This window comes from Bacillus sp. CCNWLW194, from assembly GCF_037120585.1.
Classification (GTDB): domain Bacteria; phylum Bacillota; class Bacilli; order Bacillales; family Bacillaceae_G; genus Bacillus_A; species Bacillus_A basilensis.
Genome location: NZ_JBBBBL010000001.1, coordinates 476575 through 495172, shown reverse-complemented (window position 1 = coordinate 495172; position 18598 = coordinate 476575). Strand labels below are relative to the sequence as shown.

Sequence of the window (18598 nt, the reverse complement as noted above, 5' to 3'; positions counted from 1 at the left end):
TTTGCTAAATTTGTTCCATCACAAACCGTCTTGTGGCTGCATCAATTTCCAGAATTTCCTCTAGGCTCGGACGTGCAATGACATTGTGATGGTTCATTGCTTTTTCAATGAGGTCTTCCACTGTTAAGAAACCAATTCTCTTTTGTAAAAAAGCTTCAACAGCTACTTCATTCGCTGCATTCATTACAGCCGGCATACTTCCACCTGCTTTTCCAGCTTCATACGCAAAACGCAGGCAGCGGAAACGTTCTTGGTTCATTTTCTCAAAATGCAATGTGCCGATTTCCCATAAATTTAACTGCTTTGTGTCAGAAAGCGGTAATCGATCAGGATATGTAAGCGCGTATTGAATTGGTACTCGCATATCAGGTGAGCCAAGCTGTGCCATCACACTACGATCTTCAAATTCAACCATAGAATGAATAATACTTTCTTTATGTAAAACAACATCGATTTGCTCATAAGGGATACCAAAAAGCCAATGTGCTTCAATTACTTCTAGTCCCTTATTCATCATTGTAGCAGAATCAATTGTAATTTTCGAACCCATTGACCAGTTTGGATGTCGAAGCGCATCTTCTACGGTCACATGATGCAATTCATCTCTCGTTTTATCACGAAAACTTCCACCAGAAGCCGTAATAATTAATCGAGAAATTCTTTTTTCATTTTCACCATTCAAGCATTGAAAAATAGCTGAATGTTCACTATCTACTGGAAGTAACGAAACATTATGTTTTCGCGCTGCTTCCATTACAAGATGCCCTGCAGTCACTAACGTTTCTTTGTTTGCAATTCCAATTGTTTTTTTCGCCTCAATTGCACGTAGTGTTGGTAACAACCCTACGCTACCTACAACAGCGTTTACTACAATCTCCGCATCTGGATGTAATGCTACTTCTAAAAGTCCTTCACTACCATATACAATTTTTGTATTACCAGAAACAGCTTGTAGTTTTAGAACATCTTCCTCTCTTTGCACAGAGACGATTTGCGGAGAAAATTCTTGAATTACCTTTACTGCGTAGTCAATATTTTTCCCTACAGAAAAAGCAACGAGACGGAATTGGTCTGGGTGCGAGCGTAATACATCTATAGTTTGTGTACCAATTGATCCGCTTGCACCTAATAAACTAATGTTTTTCATTACTCCAACCCCTCGTTCATTCATTAATTATATTGTAATAAGAAGTAGAGAATTGGTAAAACGAATAACCAACTATCTGTTCGATCTAATATACCACCATGGCCAGGTAAAATTGTACCTGAATCTTTTACACCATAATGACGTTTAAATGCGGATTGTACTAAATCACCAATTTGTCCAAAAATAGAAATGATAATTGTCAACACAATTAAAATTCCTACATTAGCCTCAACTGGGAAGAAAATATTGTAAACAAGTGCCACAACAATTCCACAAACGATGCCGCCTAATGAGCCTTCAATCGTTTTATTCGGACTAATTTCTGGCCATAATTTTCTTTTTCCTAATGCTTTTCCTATGAAATATGCGCCTGAATCAGTAGCCCATATAACAAATAATGCGCAAAACACATATTTAATTCCTAATATTCTCGTTTCATTCAAATATAGGAATCCCATTGCAACATATGTTGTTGCCATTAGTAAAAATGAAGCATTGTCAAAAGTAAATGTATTCTTAGAAAGGACTGTATATGATAAAAGTAATAAAACAATCACAAATGTGATTTCTAATTTACCTAATCCAATCCAAGTAAACAGTTCTGATGCACTACTTGGAATTAAAATAACCCATAATAATACTGCAGCTAAAACTGTTGGTACTGAAATAAGCGTAAGCTTATTCATACGAATTAATTCATATAAACCTATAGAAGCCAGTGCATACACTAAAACCGTAAAAGGCACGCCACCGTAAATTACGATGGGAATGAATAGCGCGGCAGCAACGACTCCAGTAATAATTCTCTGTTTCACTACCAAACCCTCTCTTTCTACACGCCTCCGAATCTGCGCCCTCTATGTTGAAAGTCTGTGATCGCATTTAGCAGATGTTCTTCCGTAAAGTCTGGCCAATACACATCTGTAAACCAAAATTCCGAATATGCAATTTGCCATAACATGAAATTACTAATACGTAACTCTCCACTTGTACGGATCAACAACTCAGGATCAGGTAACGAGCTCGTCATTAAGTAGGAAGAAAGCATTTCTTCACTTACATCTTCAATACGAACCTTTCCTTCCTCACTATCTTTCATCATATGTTGCACAGCAGAAACGATTTCATCTCGACTTCCATAGTTTAACGCGAAATTAAGAATTAATCCCGTATTCTCTTTCGTATCTTCCATGGCCTTCTCCATCGCTCTGCGTGTATGCGTAGGAAGACGATCTTGTTGCCCTATTACTCGGACTTGTACGTTCTCTTCAATCAATTCTGGTAAAAATGTACCTAGAAATTCTTCTGGAAGTCTCATTAAATAGTCAACTTCCTTTTTCGGTCTTTTCCAGTTCTCAGTTGAAAAAGCATAAAGAGTTAATACTTTCACATTAAGTTTGCTTGCAAATTTTGTGATTTTCTTTACAACTTGCATGCCTTCATGATGTCCCGCAATACGAGGCATCGCTCTCCTCTTTGCCCATCTTCCATTACCATCCATAATAATGGCAATATGTTCTGGGATATATCCTTTTTTCACTTCTTCAACGAGATGATCAAACGATGCGACCTTTTTACTTTTAAAAAAAGGAAAGTTTTTAAACATCATTCATACCCTCCAGCAAGCAGACATATGCCTAAAAGTGTAAAAAGACCCCCTTAAGAAGAGGGTCATATTTGCGAAAGTATCGCTATTACACTTCCATGATTTCTTTTTCTTTGTTTTTTGCGATTTCGTCAACTTTTGCAATATATTTATCTGTTTCTTTTTGGATATCTTCAGTATATCCTCTTAAATCATCTTCTGTAATATCGCCAGCTTTTTCAAGCTTCTTAAGATCATCATTACCGTCACGACGTACGTTACGAACAGCAACTTTTGCTTCTTCAGCATATTTTTTCACAACTTTTACAAGATCACGACGACGCTCTTCTGTTAATGCAGGGAATGCAATACGAATTACAGTTCCATCATTAGAAGGATTTAAGCCTAAATCTGCTTTTAAGATTGCTTTTTCAATATCACCGATAGAAGTTTTATCATAAGGTTGAATTACAAGTAAACGTGCTTCTGGAACTGTAATGTTCGCTAATTGCACAACAGGTGTTGGTGCACCATAGTAATCAACTTGTACCTTATCTAATACAGACGAGCTTGCACGACCTGCGCGAACTGTTGCTAATTCACGAGAGTAAGCAGCAACTGCTTTTTCCATTTTTTCATTTGAAGACTTCAATACTTGTTGTCCCATATTTATTTCCCCCTTACAACTGTTCCAATATTTTCGCCTAAAACGGCACGTTTAATGTTACCTTTTTCCATAACCGAGAATACAATTAATGGAATATCATTGTCCATACATAAAGAAGAAGCTGTTGAATCCATTACACCTAAACCTTCTTTTAATACATCTAAGTAAGTAAGTGTTTCGTATTTCGTAGCTGTTGGATCAAGAGATGGATCTGCATTATATACGCCATCTACATTGTTTTTCGCCATTAAGATAACGTCTGCTTCGATTTCCGCTGCACGTAATGCTGCCGTTGTATCTGTAGAGAAATATGGGTTACCTGTACCTGCTGCAAAGATAACAACACGTTTCTTCTCTAAGTGACGAACTGCTTTACGACGAATGTAAGGCTCTGCTACTTGACGCATTTCGATTGAAGTTTGAACGCGAGTTTGAATTCCAATGTTCTCTAAGCTATCTTGAAGAGCTAATGAGTTCATAACTGTTGCTAACATACCCATGTAATCTGCTCCAGCACGATCCATTCCCATTTCACTTCCGATTTTTCCACGCCAAATGTTTCCGCCACCAACAACAACAGCAACTTCTACATCAAGTTCTGCAATTTCTTTCACTTGTTCCGCAACTGATTTTATAACAGATGGGTTAATTCCAAATCCTTGTTCCCCAGCTAACGCTTCTCCGCTTAGCTTTAATACGACACGATTATATTTCGGTTTACTCATAATGAACCTCCAATTGCTTACATCTTTATTTTAAAAAAGGGAACACAATGTGTTCCCTAATCTTTATTAGTTGCTACCTTTTACTTGGTTCATTACTTCTTCAGCAAAGTTGTCTTCGCGTTTTTCGATACCTTCACCAACAGCGTAGCGAACGAATCCTTTTAATGTTCCGCCTTTAGACTCAACGAACTGACGAACTTTCATATCAGGGTTTTTAACGAATGCTTGGTCAAGTAAGCAAATCTCTTCGAAGAATTTACCTAGACGGCCTTCAACCATTTTTGCAACGATTTTTTCAGGCTTGCCTTCGTTTAAAGCTTGTTGTGTTAATACTTGACGCTCATGCTCAACTTCTTCAGCAGTTACAGCATCGCGGTCGATGTATTTAGGGTTAACTGCTGCGATGTGCATTGCTACATCTTTAGCAGCAGCTTCGTCAGTAGAACCTTCAAGAACTGTTAATACACCAATACGTCCACCCATGTGTAGGTAAGCGCCGAATGCATCAGCATCAGTTTTTGATACGATTTCGAAACGACGAAGTGTAAGTTTTTCACCAATTTTAGCGATTGCTTCATTGATGTGCTCTTCTACTGTTTTGCCGCCTTCGATTGTTTGAGCCATAGCTTCTTCAATGTTAGCTGGTTTGTTAGCTAATAAGTGAGCAGCTAATTCTTTAATTAACGCTTGGAAACCTTCGTTTTTCGCAACGAAATCAGTTTCAGAGTTTAATTCTAAGATTAAACCTTCGTTACCGTTTGTTTCGATGAAAGTTAAACCTTCAGCAGCGATGCGGTCTGCTTTTTTAGCAGCTTTTGCAATGCCTTTTTCACGTAAGAAGTCAATTGCTTTCTCCATGTCGCCATTAGTTTCAGTTAAAGCTTTTTTGCAGTCCATCATACCTGCGCCTGTTTTTTCACGAAGTTCTTTTACCATTTGTGCAGTGATTGCCATATTTTTCATCCTCCTAAAATATGTATTTATACCTTTTATAAAGGTGTTTATACCTTAAAAAAGGTGATAAAAGGCCGAACCCCTTATCACCTTTCCAAATTTGTTACGCAGTAACAGTTTCTTCACCTTGTTTTGCTTCAAGGATCGCGTCTGCCATTTTAGATGTAAGAAGTTTTACAGCACGAATTGCATCATCGTTTGCTGGGATAACGTGATCGATTTCGTCTGGATCACAGTTTGTATCAACGATACCGATGATTGGAATGTGTAATTTGCGTGCTTCAGCAACTGCAATACGCTCTTTACGAGGGTCTACTACGAATAATGCACTTGGAAGACCTTTCATATCTTTAATACCGCCTAAGAATTTCTCAAGACGCTCTAACTCTTTTTTAAGTTGAACAACTTCTTTCTTAGGAAGTACTTCGAAAGTACCATCTTCTTGCATTCTTTCGATGTCTTTAAGACGCTTGATACGCTTTTGGATTGTTTGGAAGTTTGTTAAAGTTCCACCTAACCAACGTTGGTTAACGAAGTACATACCAGCACGAGTTGCTTCTTCTTTAATAGCTTCTTGTGCTTGTTTTTTAGTACCTACGAATAAGATGTCTCCACCTTCAGCAGCGATGTCACGCATCGTTCTGTAAGCTTCCTCAACTTTTTTCACAGTTTTTTGTAAGTCGATGATGTAGATACCGTTACGCTCTGTGAAAATGTAACGCTTCATTTTTGGGTTCCAACGACGAGTTTGATGTCCGAAATGAACACCAGCTTCAAGCAATTGCTTCATAGAAATTACTGACATAATATAGTTCCTCCTAAATGGTTTTTGATATCCTCCGTTTACTTCATCTCTAAGCGAAACTACAAACGTAGCACCAACACTTAAATCAGTAAACGTGTGTACTTTGTACTGACACCACTGCTTACTATATCATACTGAAATATTACAATCAAGTCGAAAATGCGAACAATGTAAAACTTTCTTTATTCACACTCGAATTCTAGTATTACCAACCTGTATTTCTTTTAAGCAAAAAAGTGAAATTCAAATAATAGTTTCTAAAAAACATGATTATGGCGCTGTTCACAAACAACATCAACCTCTTATATACAAAAAACTCTCCTCAAGAGAGGAGAGTTTTTATAAATTAGTTTGTTTTTAATTTAGCAAGTTCTTGTAGAAACTTGTCGTTTAGCACTTTAATGTATGTTCCTTTCATACCTAAAGAGCGCGACTCAATAACACCAGCACTTTCTAATTTACGTAGTGCATTTACGATTACAGAACGAGTAATTCCTACGCGATCAGCAATTTTACTTGCAACAAGTAATCCTTCTGTTCCATTTAATTCTTCGAAGATATGCTCGATTGCTTCTAACTCACTGTAAGACAATGAACTAATCGCCATTTGAACAACAGCTTTACTACGTGCTTCCTCTTCAATTTCTTCTGCTTTTTCACGTAAGATTTCCATACCTACTACAGTTGAACTGTATTCAGCAAGGATTAAATCATCGTCTAAGAACTCTTGACCAAGACGAGCTAACACTAATGTGCCTAGACGCTCACCGCCACCAACGATTGGTACGATTGTAGTTAAACCTTGACCGAATAATTCTCTATTTTCTACCGGGAATGCTGTGTAAGCACTGTTTACATCTAAGTTAGAAGATGTTTCTGTAATGTTGAATAAGCTTTGTGTGTATTCTTCCGGGAATTGACGCTCTGCAAGCATTTGTTTCATACGCTCATTCTCAATTTGTTGGTGAATTGCATAACCTAGTAATTTACCACGACGGCTTACTACGAATACGTTCGCTTCGATTACTTCACACATTGTGTCAGACATTTCTCTAAAGTTTACAGGCTTTCCTGCTGCGCTCTGTAATAACGCATTTAATTTTCTTGTTTTTGCTAATAATTCCATTTCAAAAGTTCCTCCTACATGTTACTCACATATTTTTTCATCACTTGGAAACTAGGGCGAGTCACCTGATGACACAATTACAAAATAAACTGGCTCACATCTTTATTTTTAGCAATCGTTGCTAATTTCTCCTCAACGTATTGAGGTGTTATCGTTATTTTCTCTAACGTAATTTCAGATGCTTCAAACGATAAATCTTCAAGGAGCTTCTCCATAATCGTATGAAGTCTTCTTGCTCCAATATTATCTGTATCCTGATTAACTTGATAAGCAATCTCAGCAATCTTACGAATAGCTTCGTCTGAAAATTCAATTTCTATACCTTCAGTCGCTAATAAAGCCATATATTGTTTAATTAACGCATTGTCAGGCTCGATTAATATTTTAACAAAATCATCTGTAGATAATTTTGTTAATTCTACTCGAATCGGAAATCTCCCTTGCAGTTCCGGAATTAAATCCGACGGTTTAGACATATGAAACGCTCCAGCTGCAACGAATAAAATATAATCCGTTTTTACTGATCCGTATTTTGTCGCAACATTCGACCCTTCTACAATTGGTAAAATGTCACGTTGCACACCTTCACGTGATACATCTACGCTATTCGACTGCTTACCAGCAATTTTGTCAATTTCATCGATAAAAATAATCCCGAGCTGTTCAGCACGATAAACAGCCTCTTGTGTAACTTCATCCATATCAATTAAGCGCTGTGCTTCCTCATTTGTCAAGAGTTTTCTTGCTTCTTTCACAGAAAGTTTACGTTTTTTTGTTTTTTTCGGCATAAAACTTCCTAATGCATCTTGGAAATTCATTCCCATTTGTTCCATGCCAGTTCCTTGTAACATATCGAACATGGAAGACTGTTGCTCAGTCACTTCAATCGATACAATCTCATCTTCAAGAAGTCCTGCAGCAAGCTTTCTTTCTACATCTTGACGTTTCTTTTCAATTTCAACATCTTCCTGTTCATCAGATGTTTGATTCGAATTTTGAGCACCGCCAAATAGCATTTCTAATGGGTTTTTAAATCCAGATTGTTTCTCCTGACTCGGCACTAAAATTTCAACAAGACGTTGGTTCGCTTGCTCTTCTGCTTTGTCTTGTACTTTAATTACCATTTCTTCTTTCACGATACGAACTGACGTTTCTACAAGGTCACGTACCATCGATTCTACATCTCTACCTACATATCCAACTTCTGTAAACTTCGTAGCTTCAACCTTAATAAAAGGTGCTCCAACGAGTTTTGCCATTCGTCGTGCGACCTCCGTTTTACCAACACCTGTCGGTCCAATCATTAAAATATTTTTAGGTGCAATTTCATCACGTAGATTTTCAGCTAATTTACTTCGGCGGTAACGATTTCTTAAAGCTACAGCAACCGCTTTCTTCGCATCTTTTTGACCGATAATGTATTGATCTAATTTTTCCACAATTTGACGCGGAGTAAAATGTAAATGCATATAAAATGCCTCCCTTACGATTCTACAATTCTTCCACAATTATATTGTGGTTTGTATAAACACAAATATCGCCAGCAATGTCTAAACTCGCTTTCGCAATTTGCTTCGCTGTTAAATGTTCACTTGCATATTGCTTTAAAGCACGACCTGCAGAAAGCGCATAATTCCCGCCAGATCCAATTGCTAAAATACCATCATCTGGTTCAATCACTTCTCCTGTACCTGAAACAAGAAGCATAGTTGTTTTATCCATGACAATGAGCATCGCTTCTAGCTGACGTAACATTTTGTCGCCACGCCATTGTTTTGCCATCTCAACTGCAGCACGCTGCAAGTTCCCATTGTACTCTTCTAATTTCCCTTCAAACATTTCAAAAAGAGTAAATGCGTCAGCAACGGAACCTGCAAAACCAGCTAAAACTTTCCCTTGGAAAAGTTTACGGACTTTACGAGCTGTATGTTTCATTACAACCGCATTTCCCATTGTCACCTGGCCATCTCCAGCCATTGCACATTCTCCATTATGATGAACTGCAAATATCGTTGTAGCGTGGAAATTCCCCATAGAAAAAACTCCTTTATATGTTTTTATAGCTTTAAAAGCAATTTATGCCCGTGGGTGATGCTTCATGTAGACAGAACGCAATCTTTCTTTAGAGACATGCGTATAAATTTGTGTCGTCGACAAATTCTCATGACCGAGTAGCTCCTGTACAGTACGTAAATCTGCCCCTTCATCTAACATGTGTGTAGCAAATGTATGCCTTAACATATGGGGACTTATCCGCATTGTCAGTGAAGCCTTCTTAATGAGTTCATTTAATACATAACGTACCCCTCGACTTGTCAGCGGCGTGCCTTTCGCATTTAAAAATACCATATGAGAGTGTTCTTCAGTTTTTTGAGCTAACTGTTTTCTCCCGTTCTCTATATAAGTAATTAAAGCATCGTGTGCATAACTCCCGAACGGAATATATCTTTGTTTTTTTCCTTTTCCCATTACTAAAATTGTTCCCACCGCGAAGTCAATATCGGTAAGTTGTAAATTGACACATTCACTCACACGGATCCCAGTCGCATACATCAACTCTAATAAAGCTTGATTCCTTTGACCTAGCGGCGTTTCCGTGTCAGAAACTTCAAATAATTCCTCTAATTCTTCAGCATATAAAAACTTTGGGATTGACAATTCTTTTTTGGGGAGTGACGCAAGTGCAAACGGATTATCTTTCCGATAACCTTCACGCATCAAAAAACGATATAAACTTCGTAAGCTTGATACTTTTCTTGCGACAGATTTACGGGCTAACTTTTCATCATGCAACGTCGTTAAGTACAAACGAACATCCGCGTATGTAATATCTAAAAAAGAGGATATGCCTTCTCGCTCCATAAATTGCACAAAATGTTCTAAATCATTTTGATAACTTGCAATTGTATATTTTGAATAATTTCTTTCAATTTGTAAATATCCAACGAATAATTGTAACAATTTCTTCACATTCACACAATTCACCTCAATAAAGGCTACTAAATCGTATCACAACTTAGTAGCCTTTGCAAGAAATTTAACTAAATATTTACAAAATTTTGAATCGTTTCTAAAGCGCGTGTTGCATAGGCTTCATTACGTTCTGCTTTCCTTTTAATTTTCTTCTCTAACGGTGCAAACAGACCGAAGTTTGCATTCATTGGTTGGAAGTTTTTCGCGTTTGTCGCAGTAATATAATTCGCCATACTTCCCATTGCAGTTACAGGCGGTAATACAACTGGCTCTTCACCTTTCACAAGTCGAGCAGCATTAATACCTGCTAGTAATCCTGACGCCGCCGATTCAACATATCCCTCTACTCCAGTCATTTGACCAGCGAAGAATAAATCATCACGTTGTTTATATTGATATGTTGGACGAAGCAAGTTAGGTGAATTAATAAACGTATTGCGATGCATTACACCATAACGTACAATCTCTGCGTTTTCCAGCCCTGGAATCAACTGTAACACTTCTTTTTGTGGTCCCCACTTTAAATGCGTTTGGAAACCTACGATATTGTATAGCGTTCCCGCTGCATCATCTTGACGTAACTGAACGACAGCATATGGTGTTTTCCCTGTTTTCGGATCTTCTAGTCCAACAGGTTTCATCGGTCCAAATACTAGTGTCTGTCTTCCTCTACTTGCCATAACTTCTACCGGCATACAACCTTCAAAGAAAATTTCTTTTTCAAATTCTTTTAAAGGTACTGTTTCAGCAGCGATTAAAGCCTCGTAAAAACGGTCAAATTCCTCTTCTGTCATCGGGCAGTTTAAATATGCCGCTTCACCTTTATCATAACGAGATTTTAAATACACTTTATTCATATCAATGCTGTCTTTCTCAACAATCGGTGCTGCAGCATCATAGAAATAAAAATAGTCTTCACCTGTTAATTCTTTTAATTGCGCAGCAAGATCAGGAGATGTAAGTGGACCTGTCGCGATAACAGTAGGCCCTTCTGGAATTTCAGTGATTTCTTCATTCATCACAGTTACATTCGGATGGTTTTTCACATATTCCGTTACTTTTGCCGCAAATTCATGACGATCTACAGCTAAAGCCCCTCCTGCTGGTACAGAGCACTCATCAGCTGCACGAATAATAACAGAATCCATTAAGCGCATTTCTTCTTTAATAACACCAACAGCGTTAGTTAACGTGTTCGCTCGAAGCGAGTTACTACATACTAACTCTGCAAATTTATCTGTGTGATGAGCTGGTGTTTGCCTTACCGGTCTCATTTCGTATAATCTTACTTGGACACCACGTTTTGCAATTTGGTAAGCTGCTTCACTTCCTGCAAGACCTGCGCCAATGACGTTTACTACTTGTGTTGTCATATATATATCACCTTTCCTTTTCTTCCCGAAAAAAATGTGAGCAGTTACGCTCACATTTGTTGTTCTTCTTCATAATCACACGAAATACATTGTACTTGCACGCCTTTTTTCAACTTCTTCTCTACAAGCATACCTTCGCACTTCGGACATTTACGGCCAATCGGCTTATCCCAAGATACAAAGTCACATTCTGGATACGTACCGCACCCATAGAAAAGACGTTTCTTTTTATTACTACGACGTTCAATAATTTGACCTTTATCACATTTCGGACAAGTAACACCGATTTCTTTCACAATCGGTTTTGTATTACGACAATCCGGGAAATTCGAGCAAGCCATAAATTTCCCGTATTTACCCATTTTAAAGACCATTGGGTGATCACATAATTCACAGTCTTCCCCAGCTGGTTCATCTTTAATTTCCACTTCACGCATTTCTTTTTCCGCTTTTTCTAAACGCGGTTCAAAGCCTACGTAGAAATCATCAACAATTTTTACCCAATTCGCATTTCCTTCTTCTACTTCATCAAGACTTTGCTCCATGTTAGCAGTAAATTCAATGTTAATAATTTCTGGGAAAAACTCTAAAATAAGTTCAATTACTATTTCACCAAGTTCAGTTGGAACGAAGCGTTTATTATCCAAACCTACGTATCCACGTTTTTGAATCGTTTCAAGTGTCGGTACGTAAGTCGACGGTCTCCCAATTCCAAGCTCTTCAAGTGTTCTTACTAGACGAGCCTCTGTATAGCGCGGCGGAGGTTGTGTAAAGTGTTGTTTCGGTTCTAAATCCTTAGAAAATACTGTTTCCCCTACTTCTAAAGGTGGTAACATCTTATCCTTTTCTTCAGCCCCGTCATCTTTCGATTCTACATACACTTTCATAAACCCTGGGAACTTTACAACTGATCCACTTGCACGGAACTGAACATTATTATTAATGAGTCTCGCTGTCACAGTATCCATTATAGCAGACGCCATTTGACTTGCAACAAATCGCTCCCAAATCAATTTATACAACCTAAGTTGGTCACGACCTAAGAAACTCTTTAGTTCCTCTGGCTTTCTCATTACAGAAGTAGGACGAATCGCCTCATGCGCATCTTGTGCATTTGATTTTTTCGTTTCTTTCTTCTTTTCTGTTCCTGTTCCTATGTATTCCGTACCATACGCCTCAGTAATGTAAGTACGAGCCTCTGTTTGAGCCGTTTCTGAGATACGAGTTGAATCGGTTCTCATATACGTAATAAGACCTACAGTTCCTTGTTTTCCAAGATCAATTCCTTCATACAGTTGCTGCGCAAGCATCATTGTTTTCTTTGCTCGCATGTTTAACTTACGCGCTGCCTCTTGTTGCAAGGAAGATGTTGTAAATGGTAATGCAGGATTACGTTTTCGCTCTTTTCGCGTTACATTTTCAACTGAAAACGCATTTTCTTTCAACTGTTCAATTATTTCATTCACTTGCGTTTCATTCGTTAATTGAACTTTTTCTCCATCTACACCGTAAAAGCTTGCTTCAAATGTGTCTTTCCCTTTTACAAATTCTGTCTTAATTGTCCAGAATTCTTCAGGTTCAAAGCTTTGAATTTCTCTTTCACGTTCGATAATTAAACGAACTGCTACAGATTGTACGCGTCCTGCACTTAATCCTTTTTTTACTTTCTTCCATAATAAAGGACTAATATTGTAACCAACAAGACGATCTAGTATACGTCTTGCTTGTTGTGCATCTACTAAATCCATATTAATCGCACGAGGATGTTTAAATGATTCTTTTATTGCATCTTTTGTAATCTCATTAAACACAACTCGACAATCTGATTCAACGTCCACATTTAACGTATTTGCTAAATGCCAAGCAATTGCTTCCCCTTCGCGGTCTGGATCGGCCGCGAGATAGACTTTCTTTGCTTTTTTTGCCGCTGATTTTAAGTCTTTTAAGACGGGACCTTTACCACGAATGGTAATATATTTCGGGGTGAAGTTGTTCTTTACTTCTATCCCCATTTGGCTTTTAGGTAAATCGCGAACGTGTCCCATAGACGCGACAACTTTGTATTTTTTCCCTAAATATTTCTCAATGGTCTTCGCCTTAGAAGGCGACTCCACGATTACGAGGTAATCTGACATGCTAGTGCCTCCTTAAGAGGTGGATTCAAGTCTTCATTAATCTTATTGATTTCTCTTGTTTTTGTCAATCAAGAATGAATATACCATACAGCGCCTATCTACCATTTGTCAATAATTGTTTAATAAAAACATAAAAATATAAGGTTAATTTAACATCTCTTCTAGGATATCTTCTGCATTTCTTACTAGTTTCGCTCCTTGTTGAATTAGATGATTCGTTCCTGATGCACTCTCTATAAATATAGGTCCAGGAAGTGCAAATACCTCTCTATTTTGCTCTAAAGCAAGGTCCGCAGTAATAAGTGTTCCACTTCTTGATTTCGCTTCTACAACTAAAACCCCTTTACTTATACCACTAATAATTCGGTTCCTTTTTGGAAAATACCATTTTTTCGGTGCATAGTGTGGAGGATACTCTGTTAATAACAATATATATTCATTCCACGCCTCATATAAATATCGATTCTCTTTTGGATATATATACGATAATCCATGTCCTAGTATCGCAATAGTTGGGCAATGTAGTCTTACTGTAATCTCATGAGACATCGTATCTATCCCTCTTGCAAAACCACTTACAATAAGCCATCCTCTTTCTAATAATGGGTGTAAAATAAATTCTAAACTCTCCTGTCCATATAAAGTCGGTTCTCTCGTTCCAACAACCGCTAATTTATTCGATTTATTGAGAAAATCCTTCTTTCCTTTTCCATATAACACAAAGGGGGGATCTTGTATTTCACGTAAAAGTTGTGGATAATCTTCATCCCATATAGTCATATAAAAGATTCGATTTTTCTTTAAATAAGATATATATTGTGGGAGACTTGAACTTTGAAGAAAATTTACTAATTCTGAAGATTTTTGCGAGGATATTCCAGTATAATATTCAATTTGTTTTGCATTAAAAGCGTATATCCCTTTCAATTCTGGATCGACATATAATATTCTTTCCATCACCTTCCAATGATCTGCTAGCAAGTAATGAAGATGTAATAATCGTTCTCTTTTCATCTCAAATCTCCTTACCCATAATTTTTATTATGTAAACAATAATTGTGTAAAAAGACACCTTCAAGCAAGAAGGTGTCTTTCAAAAGATTAATAGTTTTTACAAGTCTCAAATAGACCTTTTTCTTTTAAGACAGAGATTAGTGTTTCACCCATAACCGCTGGAGTTTCCGCTACTTTAATACCACAAGCTTCCATTGTTTTAATCTTTTCTGCAGCAGTTCCTTTACCCCCAGAAATGATTGCCCCAGCATGACCCATACGTTTGCCTTCAGGCGCAGTTTGACCACCAATGAAGCCTACAACAGGTTTTGTCATATTAGCTTTTACCCATTCAGCTGCTTCTTCTTCCGCTGTACCACCGATTTCACCAATCATAATTACAGCATGTGTTTCTTCATCTTCATTAAATGCTTTTAACGCATCAATAAAGTCTGTACCGTTAACAGGGTCCCCGCCGATACCTACAGCAGTAGATTGGCCAATACCTTCTTGTGTTAACTGATGTACAGCCTCATACGTTAATGTACCAGAGCGAGATACGATACCTACATGGCCTTTTTTATGAATGTATCCTGGCATAATACCGATTTTACATTCATCAGGCGTAATAACACCCGGGCAGTTTGGTCCAAGTAAACGTGTATGTTTACCCGCCATATATCTCTTTACGTTTACCATATCTAATACAGGAATTCCTTCAGTAATACATACTACTAAATCAATTTCTGCATCAACTGCTTCCATAATTGCATCAGCCGCAAAAGCGGGTGGAACGTATACAACTGAAGCGTTTGCGCCTGTTGCCTTCACTGCATCTTCTACTGTATCAAATACTGGTACACCTTCAATATCAGTACCACCTTTACCTGGTGTTACACCACCGACAATTTTCGTACCGTATTCAATCATTTGCTTTGTGTGGAATAACCCTTGAGAACCTGTAATACCTTGAACAATAACTTTTGTATCTTTATTAACTAATACGCTCATTTTTCTCCCCCGCTTTCTATTAGCCCACTAGTGAAACAATTTTTTGTGCACCGTCTGCCATAGATTCTGCTGCAACAATATTTAAGCCAGACTCATTTAAAATTTTCTTACCTAACTCTACGTTTGTACCTTCAAGACGTACAACTAAAGGCAACTCAAGGCCAACTTGCTTTGTCGCTTCAATAACACCTTCTGCGATAACATCGCACTTCATGATGCCACCAAAAATGTTAACGAAGATACCTTTTACATTTTTGTCAGAAAGGATAATTTTGAATGCTTCTGTAACTTTTTCAGCTGTCGCACCGCCACCAACATCTAAGAAGTTAGCTGGATCACCATGGTAATGTTTAATGATATCCATTGTAGCCATCGCTAAACCTGCACCATTAACCATACAACCGATATTTCCATCTAAAGGAATGTAGTTTAAGTCATATTTAGAAGCTTCAATTTCTTTTGCATCTTCTTCTTCAAGATCGCGAAGTTCTAAAATGTCTTTATGGCGATATAATGCATTAGAATCAAAGTTTAATTTCGCATCTAATGCCATAACTTTACCGTCACCTGTTGTAACAAGTGGATTAATCTCAGCGATAGAGCAATCTTTTTCGATAAACGCACGGTATAAGCCCATCATAAACTTCACAGCTTGTCCTACAAGCTCTTTTGGAATATTGATGTTAAATGCGATTCGGCGCGCTTGGAAGCCTTGTAAGCCTACTGCTGGATCAATATATTCTTTAAAGATTTTTTCAGGTGTTTTTTCTGCTACTTCCTCAATTTCTGTTCCGCCTTCTTCAGACGCCATTAAAACAACTTGAGAAGTTGCACGATCTAACACAAGACCTACATAATATTCTTTTTTAATATCGCAACCTTCTTCGATAAGTAAGCGTTTTACTTCCTTACCTTCAGGACCTGTTTGATGTGTCACAAGTGTAGTTCCTAAAATGCTCTCTGCATATGTACGAACTTCATCTAAATTTTTTGCAACTTTTACTCCGCCAGCTTTGCCGCGTCCACCAGCGTGAATTTGTGCTTTTACTACACATACATCCGTTCCTAATTCTTTCGCTGCTTCTACAGCTTCTTCTACTGTAAATGCAACCTTCCCGTTCGGAACGCTAACCCCATAGCTTCTAAGGACTGCCTTACCTTGGTACTCATGGATATTCATGGTCCCATCCTCCCCTGTTTTCCTGTTTTACTCGAAAAGTTTTTTAATGTTTAAAAAACATTACATTGCCATTGTATAAGATGATTGGCACGCTGTCTACAATAAAGTGTCAGAAAACTGAAATCGCTTTATTCTTTTTTGAAAATAGTAATGTTTATATGTCAAAATAAAAAATAAGCTGCAAAAATACAGCTTATTTTTGAATCATATCTTTAATTGGTGCAAACGATTTCCGATGTTCTTCTAATACTCCATGCACTTCAATCGCTTCTAAATGTTGTTTCGTGCCATATCCCATATGTTGTTCAAATCCATATGCAGGATACTTTTCTCCAAGCTCTTTCATCATACGATCTCTCGTTACTTTCGCAATAATAGATGCAGCTGAAATAGAAATACTTTTCGCATCACCTTTAATGATGGATGTTTGCGGAATTTGTGTAGGAAGTTTCATCGCATCAATTAATAGATGTTCTGGTGTACAGGATAAATTCGCAACAGCATCTAACATCGCTTGTTTCGTCGCTTGATAAATATTTATTTCATCAATAACTTGTGGTGATACAATTCCAACTCCAATCGCAATTGCTTGTGCTTTGATTTCATCATAAAAACGCTCTCGCTTTACCTCACTTAGCTTTTTCGAATCATTTAACCCTGGAATATAAAAATCTTCCGGGAGGACAACAGCCGCCGTCACAACAGGCCCAGCTAGTGGTCCACGACCTACTTCATCTATACCTGCAATATATGCGAGGCCTTTTTCACGTAACGCATTTTCATACTTAGACATTTCTAGAAATTTTTCTTTTTCCTTTTGTGCTAACTCTTTTTGTTTATACCACCTCAAAATGAGTTTTTGTACCCCTTTTCGCTCATCCTTCATTAATACTTGAAAGCGGTCGTCCTCTTCACTCATAATTTCTTGCAGTAAATATTCCGCTTCTTGAATCGTCACTTTTTGCATTTATGCCACTCCCTGTATATACAAAAAAGAAAAGACGTACAAACGCACGTCTTATACTTCTTCTACTTTTTCTGCATCTTCTGTCTGCTCTGCAAACTCTTCTGGTGTTTCAAACGTCATTTTTCCAAGTTTGCCACCACGAAGCTCACGAAGTACAAGTTCAGATGTTTTATCATAATCAATCATTCCGCCGCCCATTAAGCAACCTCTGTTTTTTCCAATCGCATCAAATAACTCTACAATCTCTTCTGGAATGTCATTTAAATTATAGCGCTCTTTCAAACGTTCCGGATAATGTTTCTCCATAAAACGTAACGCATAAATAGCTACATCTTGCAGATTTAAAATAGAATCTTTAATTGCACCCGTTGTCGCTAAACGAAGACCCACTAATTGATCTTCAAATTTAGGCCATAAAATACCGGGTGTATCCAATAATTCCATTTCCTTCCCAACTTTAATCCATTGCTGAGCTGTTGTCACACCAGGACGATCTCCTGTTTTAGCAATATTTTTCTTCGCCAATTTATTAATCAACGTGGATTTACCAACATTCGGTATACCTACAATTAATGCACGAATCGCTCTTGGTCTAATACCTTTTGCAACCATTTTATCAAATTTTTCTTTCACCAACACTTTACAAGCTGCTGCAATTTCCTTCATACCTTGTCCAGCTTGTGCGTTAATTGAAATTGCCATATGGCCTTTTTCTTTAAAATATGCGATCCATTGCTTCGTTAAATGATCATCTGCCATATCCGCTTTATTTAAAACAACAAGCCTCGGTTTATGTGTAATAATCTCATCGATCATTGGATTTCGAGAAGATAAAGGTAATCGAGCATCTACAAGCTCAATTACAACATCAATTAACTTTAATTTTTCTGTTACTTGGCGTCTAGCCTTTGCCATATGTCCCGGGAACCATTGAATTACCATGCTGCCACCTTCTTT

Annotated in this window: 18 protein-coding genes; all 18 read right to left on the bottom strand. The window is 37.7% G+C overall.

The features are described 5' to 3' along the window. Positions 1 to 4: 4 nt before the first annotated feature. The 18 genes from dxr to ylqF all read right to left on the bottom strand — a co-directional run bounded on the left by dxr (position 5) and on the right by ylqF (position 18583). Complete coding sequence (gene dxr / locus V7S50_RS02745; protein WP_063221124.1) at positions 5 to 1147, bottom strand: 1-deoxy-D-xylulose-5-phosphate reductoisomerase; 1143 nt, start codon at positions 1145 to 1147, stop codon at positions 5 to 7. A gap of 23 nt (positions 1148 to 1170) precedes the next feature. Then, entirely contained in the window at positions 1171 to 1962 is a 792-nt protein-coding gene (gene cdsA, locus V7S50_RS02740; protein ID WP_060631981.1) for a phosphatidate cytidylyltransferase, read from the bottom strand. A 17-nt stretch (positions 1963 to 1979) separates the two neighbouring features. Beyond that, complete coding sequence (uppS, locus tag V7S50_RS02735) at positions 1980 to 2756, bottom strand: isoprenyl transferase (protein ID WP_060631982.1); 777 nt, start codon at positions 2754 to 2756, stop codon at positions 1980 to 1982. 85 nt (positions 2757 to 2841) lie between these two features. Then, positions 2842 to 3399, bottom strand: a complete 558-nt coding sequence (gene frr / locus V7S50_RS02730) for a ribosome recycling factor (protein WP_000531504.1) — start codon at positions 3397 to 3399, stop codon at positions 2842 to 2844. A gap of 2 nt (positions 3400 to 3401) precedes the next feature. Next, complete coding sequence (pyrH, locus tag V7S50_RS02725; protein ID WP_000042667.1) at positions 3402 to 4124, bottom strand: UMP kinase; 723 nt, start codon at positions 4122 to 4124, stop codon at positions 3402 to 3404. Between the two features lie 66 nt (positions 4125 to 4190). Continuing rightward, complete coding sequence (tsf, locus tag V7S50_RS02720) at positions 4191 to 5078, bottom strand: translation elongation factor Ts (protein ID WP_001018584.1); 888 nt, start codon at positions 5076 to 5078, stop codon at positions 4191 to 4193. Between the two features lie 103 nt (positions 5079 to 5181). After that, positions 5182 to 5883: a 30S ribosomal protein S2 gene (gene rpsB / locus V7S50_RS02715; protein WP_000111485.1), complete on the bottom strand. Its 702-nt coding sequence runs from the start codon at positions 5881 to 5883 to the stop codon at positions 5182 to 5184. A 346-nt stretch (positions 5884 to 6229) separates the two neighbouring features. After that, complete coding sequence (gene codY / locus V7S50_RS02710) at positions 6230 to 7009, bottom strand: GTP-sensing pleiotropic transcriptional regulator CodY (protein WP_000421290.1); 780 nt, start codon at positions 7007 to 7009, stop codon at positions 6230 to 6232. Between the two features lie 77 nt (positions 7010 to 7086). Further along, positions 7087 to 8478: an ATP-dependent protease ATPase subunit HslU gene (gene hslU, locus V7S50_RS02705; RefSeq protein ID WP_242252015.1), complete on the bottom strand. Its 1392-nt coding sequence runs from the start codon at positions 8476 to 8478 to the stop codon at positions 7087 to 7089. 22 nt (positions 8479 to 8500) lie between these two features. Next, positions 8501 to 9043, bottom strand: coding sequence for an ATP-dependent protease proteolytic subunit HslV (gene hslV, locus V7S50_RS02700; protein WP_000526271.1), 543 nt, complete (start codon positions 9041 to 9043; stop codon positions 8501 to 8503). A gap of 42 nt (positions 9044 to 9085) precedes the next feature. Next, positions 9086 to 9985, bottom strand: a complete 900-nt coding sequence (gene xerC, locus V7S50_RS02695) for a tyrosine recombinase XerC (protein WP_063221128.1) — start codon at positions 9983 to 9985, stop codon at positions 9086 to 9088. A gap of 65 nt (positions 9986 to 10050) precedes the next feature. After that, on the bottom strand, positions 10051 to 11355 hold the full coding sequence (trmFO, locus tag V7S50_RS02690; protein ID WP_060631987.1) for an FADH(2)-oxidizing methylenetetrahydrofolate--tRNA-(uracil(54)-C(5))-methyltransferase TrmFO: 1305 nt from the start codon (positions 11353 to 11355) through the stop codon (positions 10051 to 10053). 50 nt (positions 11356 to 11405) lie between these two features. Then, positions 11406 to 13490 carry a type I DNA topoisomerase gene (gene topA / locus V7S50_RS02685; protein WP_060631988.1) on the bottom strand — a complete coding sequence of 695 codons (2085 nt, stop codon included), beginning with the start codon at positions 13488 to 13490 and terminating at the stop codon, positions 11406 to 11408. 144 nt (positions 13491 to 13634) lie between these two features. Further along, positions 13635 to 14504: a DNA-processing protein DprA gene (gene dprA / locus V7S50_RS02680; protein ID WP_063221129.1), complete on the bottom strand. Its 870-nt coding sequence runs from the start codon at positions 14502 to 14504 to the stop codon at positions 13635 to 13637. Between the two features lie 87 nt (positions 14505 to 14591). After that, positions 14592 to 15494, bottom strand: coding sequence for a succinate--CoA ligase subunit alpha (sucD, locus tag V7S50_RS02675; RefSeq protein ID WP_000115179.1), 903 nt, complete (start codon positions 15492 to 15494; stop codon positions 14592 to 14594). A 19-nt stretch (positions 15495 to 15513) separates the two neighbouring features. Further along, a complete protein-coding gene (gene sucC / locus V7S50_RS02670; RefSeq protein WP_001020788.1) occupies positions 15514 to 16674 on the bottom strand; it encodes an ADP-forming succinate--CoA ligase subunit beta in 1161 nt (386 codons plus the stop codon). 193 nt (positions 16675 to 16867) lie between these two features. Continuing rightward, on the bottom strand, positions 16868 to 17641 hold the full coding sequence (locus tag V7S50_RS02665) for a ribonuclease HII (RefSeq protein ID WP_242252016.1): 774 nt from the start codon (positions 17639 to 17641) through the stop codon (positions 16868 to 16870). A 51-nt stretch (positions 17642 to 17692) separates the two neighbouring features. After that, on the bottom strand, positions 17693 to 18583 hold the full coding sequence (ylqF, locus tag V7S50_RS02660; protein WP_063221131.1) for a ribosome biogenesis GTPase YlqF: 891 nt from the start codon (positions 18581 to 18583) through the stop codon (positions 17693 to 17695). Positions 18584 to 18598 lie beyond the last annotated feature (15 nt).

What these genes read in the sequence shown, in the direction of transcription:
- dxr (WP_063221124.1), bottom strand. Translation starts at nt 1,147, where the DNA reads ATGAAAAACATTAGTTTATTAGGTGCAAGCGGATCAATTGGTACACAA.
- uppS (WP_060631982.1), bottom strand. Translation starts at nt 2,756, where the DNA reads ATGATGTTTAAAAACTTTCCTTTTTTTAAAAGTAAAAAGGTCGCATCG.
- frr (WP_000531504.1), bottom strand. Translation starts at nt 3,399, where the DNA reads ATGGGACAACAAGTATTGAAGTCTTCAAATGAAAAAATGGAAAAAGCA.
- pyrH (WP_000042667.1), bottom strand. Translation starts at nt 4,124, where the DNA reads ATGAGTAAACCGAAATATAATCGTGTCGTATTAAAGCTAAGCGGAGAA.
- tsf (WP_001018584.1), bottom strand. Translation starts at nt 5,078, where the DNA reads ATGGCAATCACTGCACAAATGGTAAAAGAACTTCGTGAAAAAACAGGC.
- rpsB (WP_000111485.1), bottom strand. Translation starts at nt 5,883, where the DNA reads ATGTCAGTAATTTCTATGAAGCAATTGCTTGAAGCTGGTGTTCATTTC.
- codY (WP_000421290.1), bottom strand. Translation starts at nt 7,009, where the DNA reads ATGGAATTATTAGCAAAAACAAGAAAATTAAATGCGTTATTACAGAGC.
- hslU (WP_242252015.1), bottom strand. Translation starts at nt 8,478, where the DNA reads ATGCATTTACATTTTACTCCGCGTCAAATTGTGGAAAAATTAGATCAA.
- hslV (WP_000526271.1), bottom strand. Translation starts at nt 9,043, where the DNA reads ATGGGGAATTTCCACGCTACAACGATATTTGCAGTTCATCATAATGGA.
- trmFO (WP_060631987.1), bottom strand. Translation starts at nt 11,355, where the DNA reads ATGACAACACAAGTAGTAAACGTCATTGGCGCAGGTCTTGCAGGAAGT.
- topA (WP_060631988.1), bottom strand. Translation starts at nt 13,490, where the DNA reads ATGTCAGATTACCTCGTAATCGTGGAGTCGCCTTCTAAGGCGAAGACC.
- dprA (WP_063221129.1), bottom strand. Translation starts at nt 14,504, where the DNA reads ATGAAAAGAGAACGATTATTACATCTTCATTACTTGCTAGCAGATCAT.
- sucD (WP_000115179.1), bottom strand. Translation starts at nt 15,494, where the DNA reads ATGAGCGTATTAGTTAATAAAGATACAAAAGTTATTGTTCAAGGTATT.
- sucC (WP_001020788.1), bottom strand. Translation starts at nt 16,674, where the DNA reads ATGAATATCCATGAGTACCAAGGTAAGGCAGTCCTTAGAAGCTATGGG.
- V7S50_RS02665 (WP_242252016.1), bottom strand. Translation starts at nt 17,641, where the DNA reads ATGCAAAAAGTGACGATTCAAGAAGCGGAATATTTACTGCAAGAAATT.
- ylqF (WP_063221131.1), bottom strand. Translation starts at nt 18,583, where the DNA reads ATGGTAATTCAATGGTTCCCGGGACATATGGCAAAGGCTAGACGCCAA.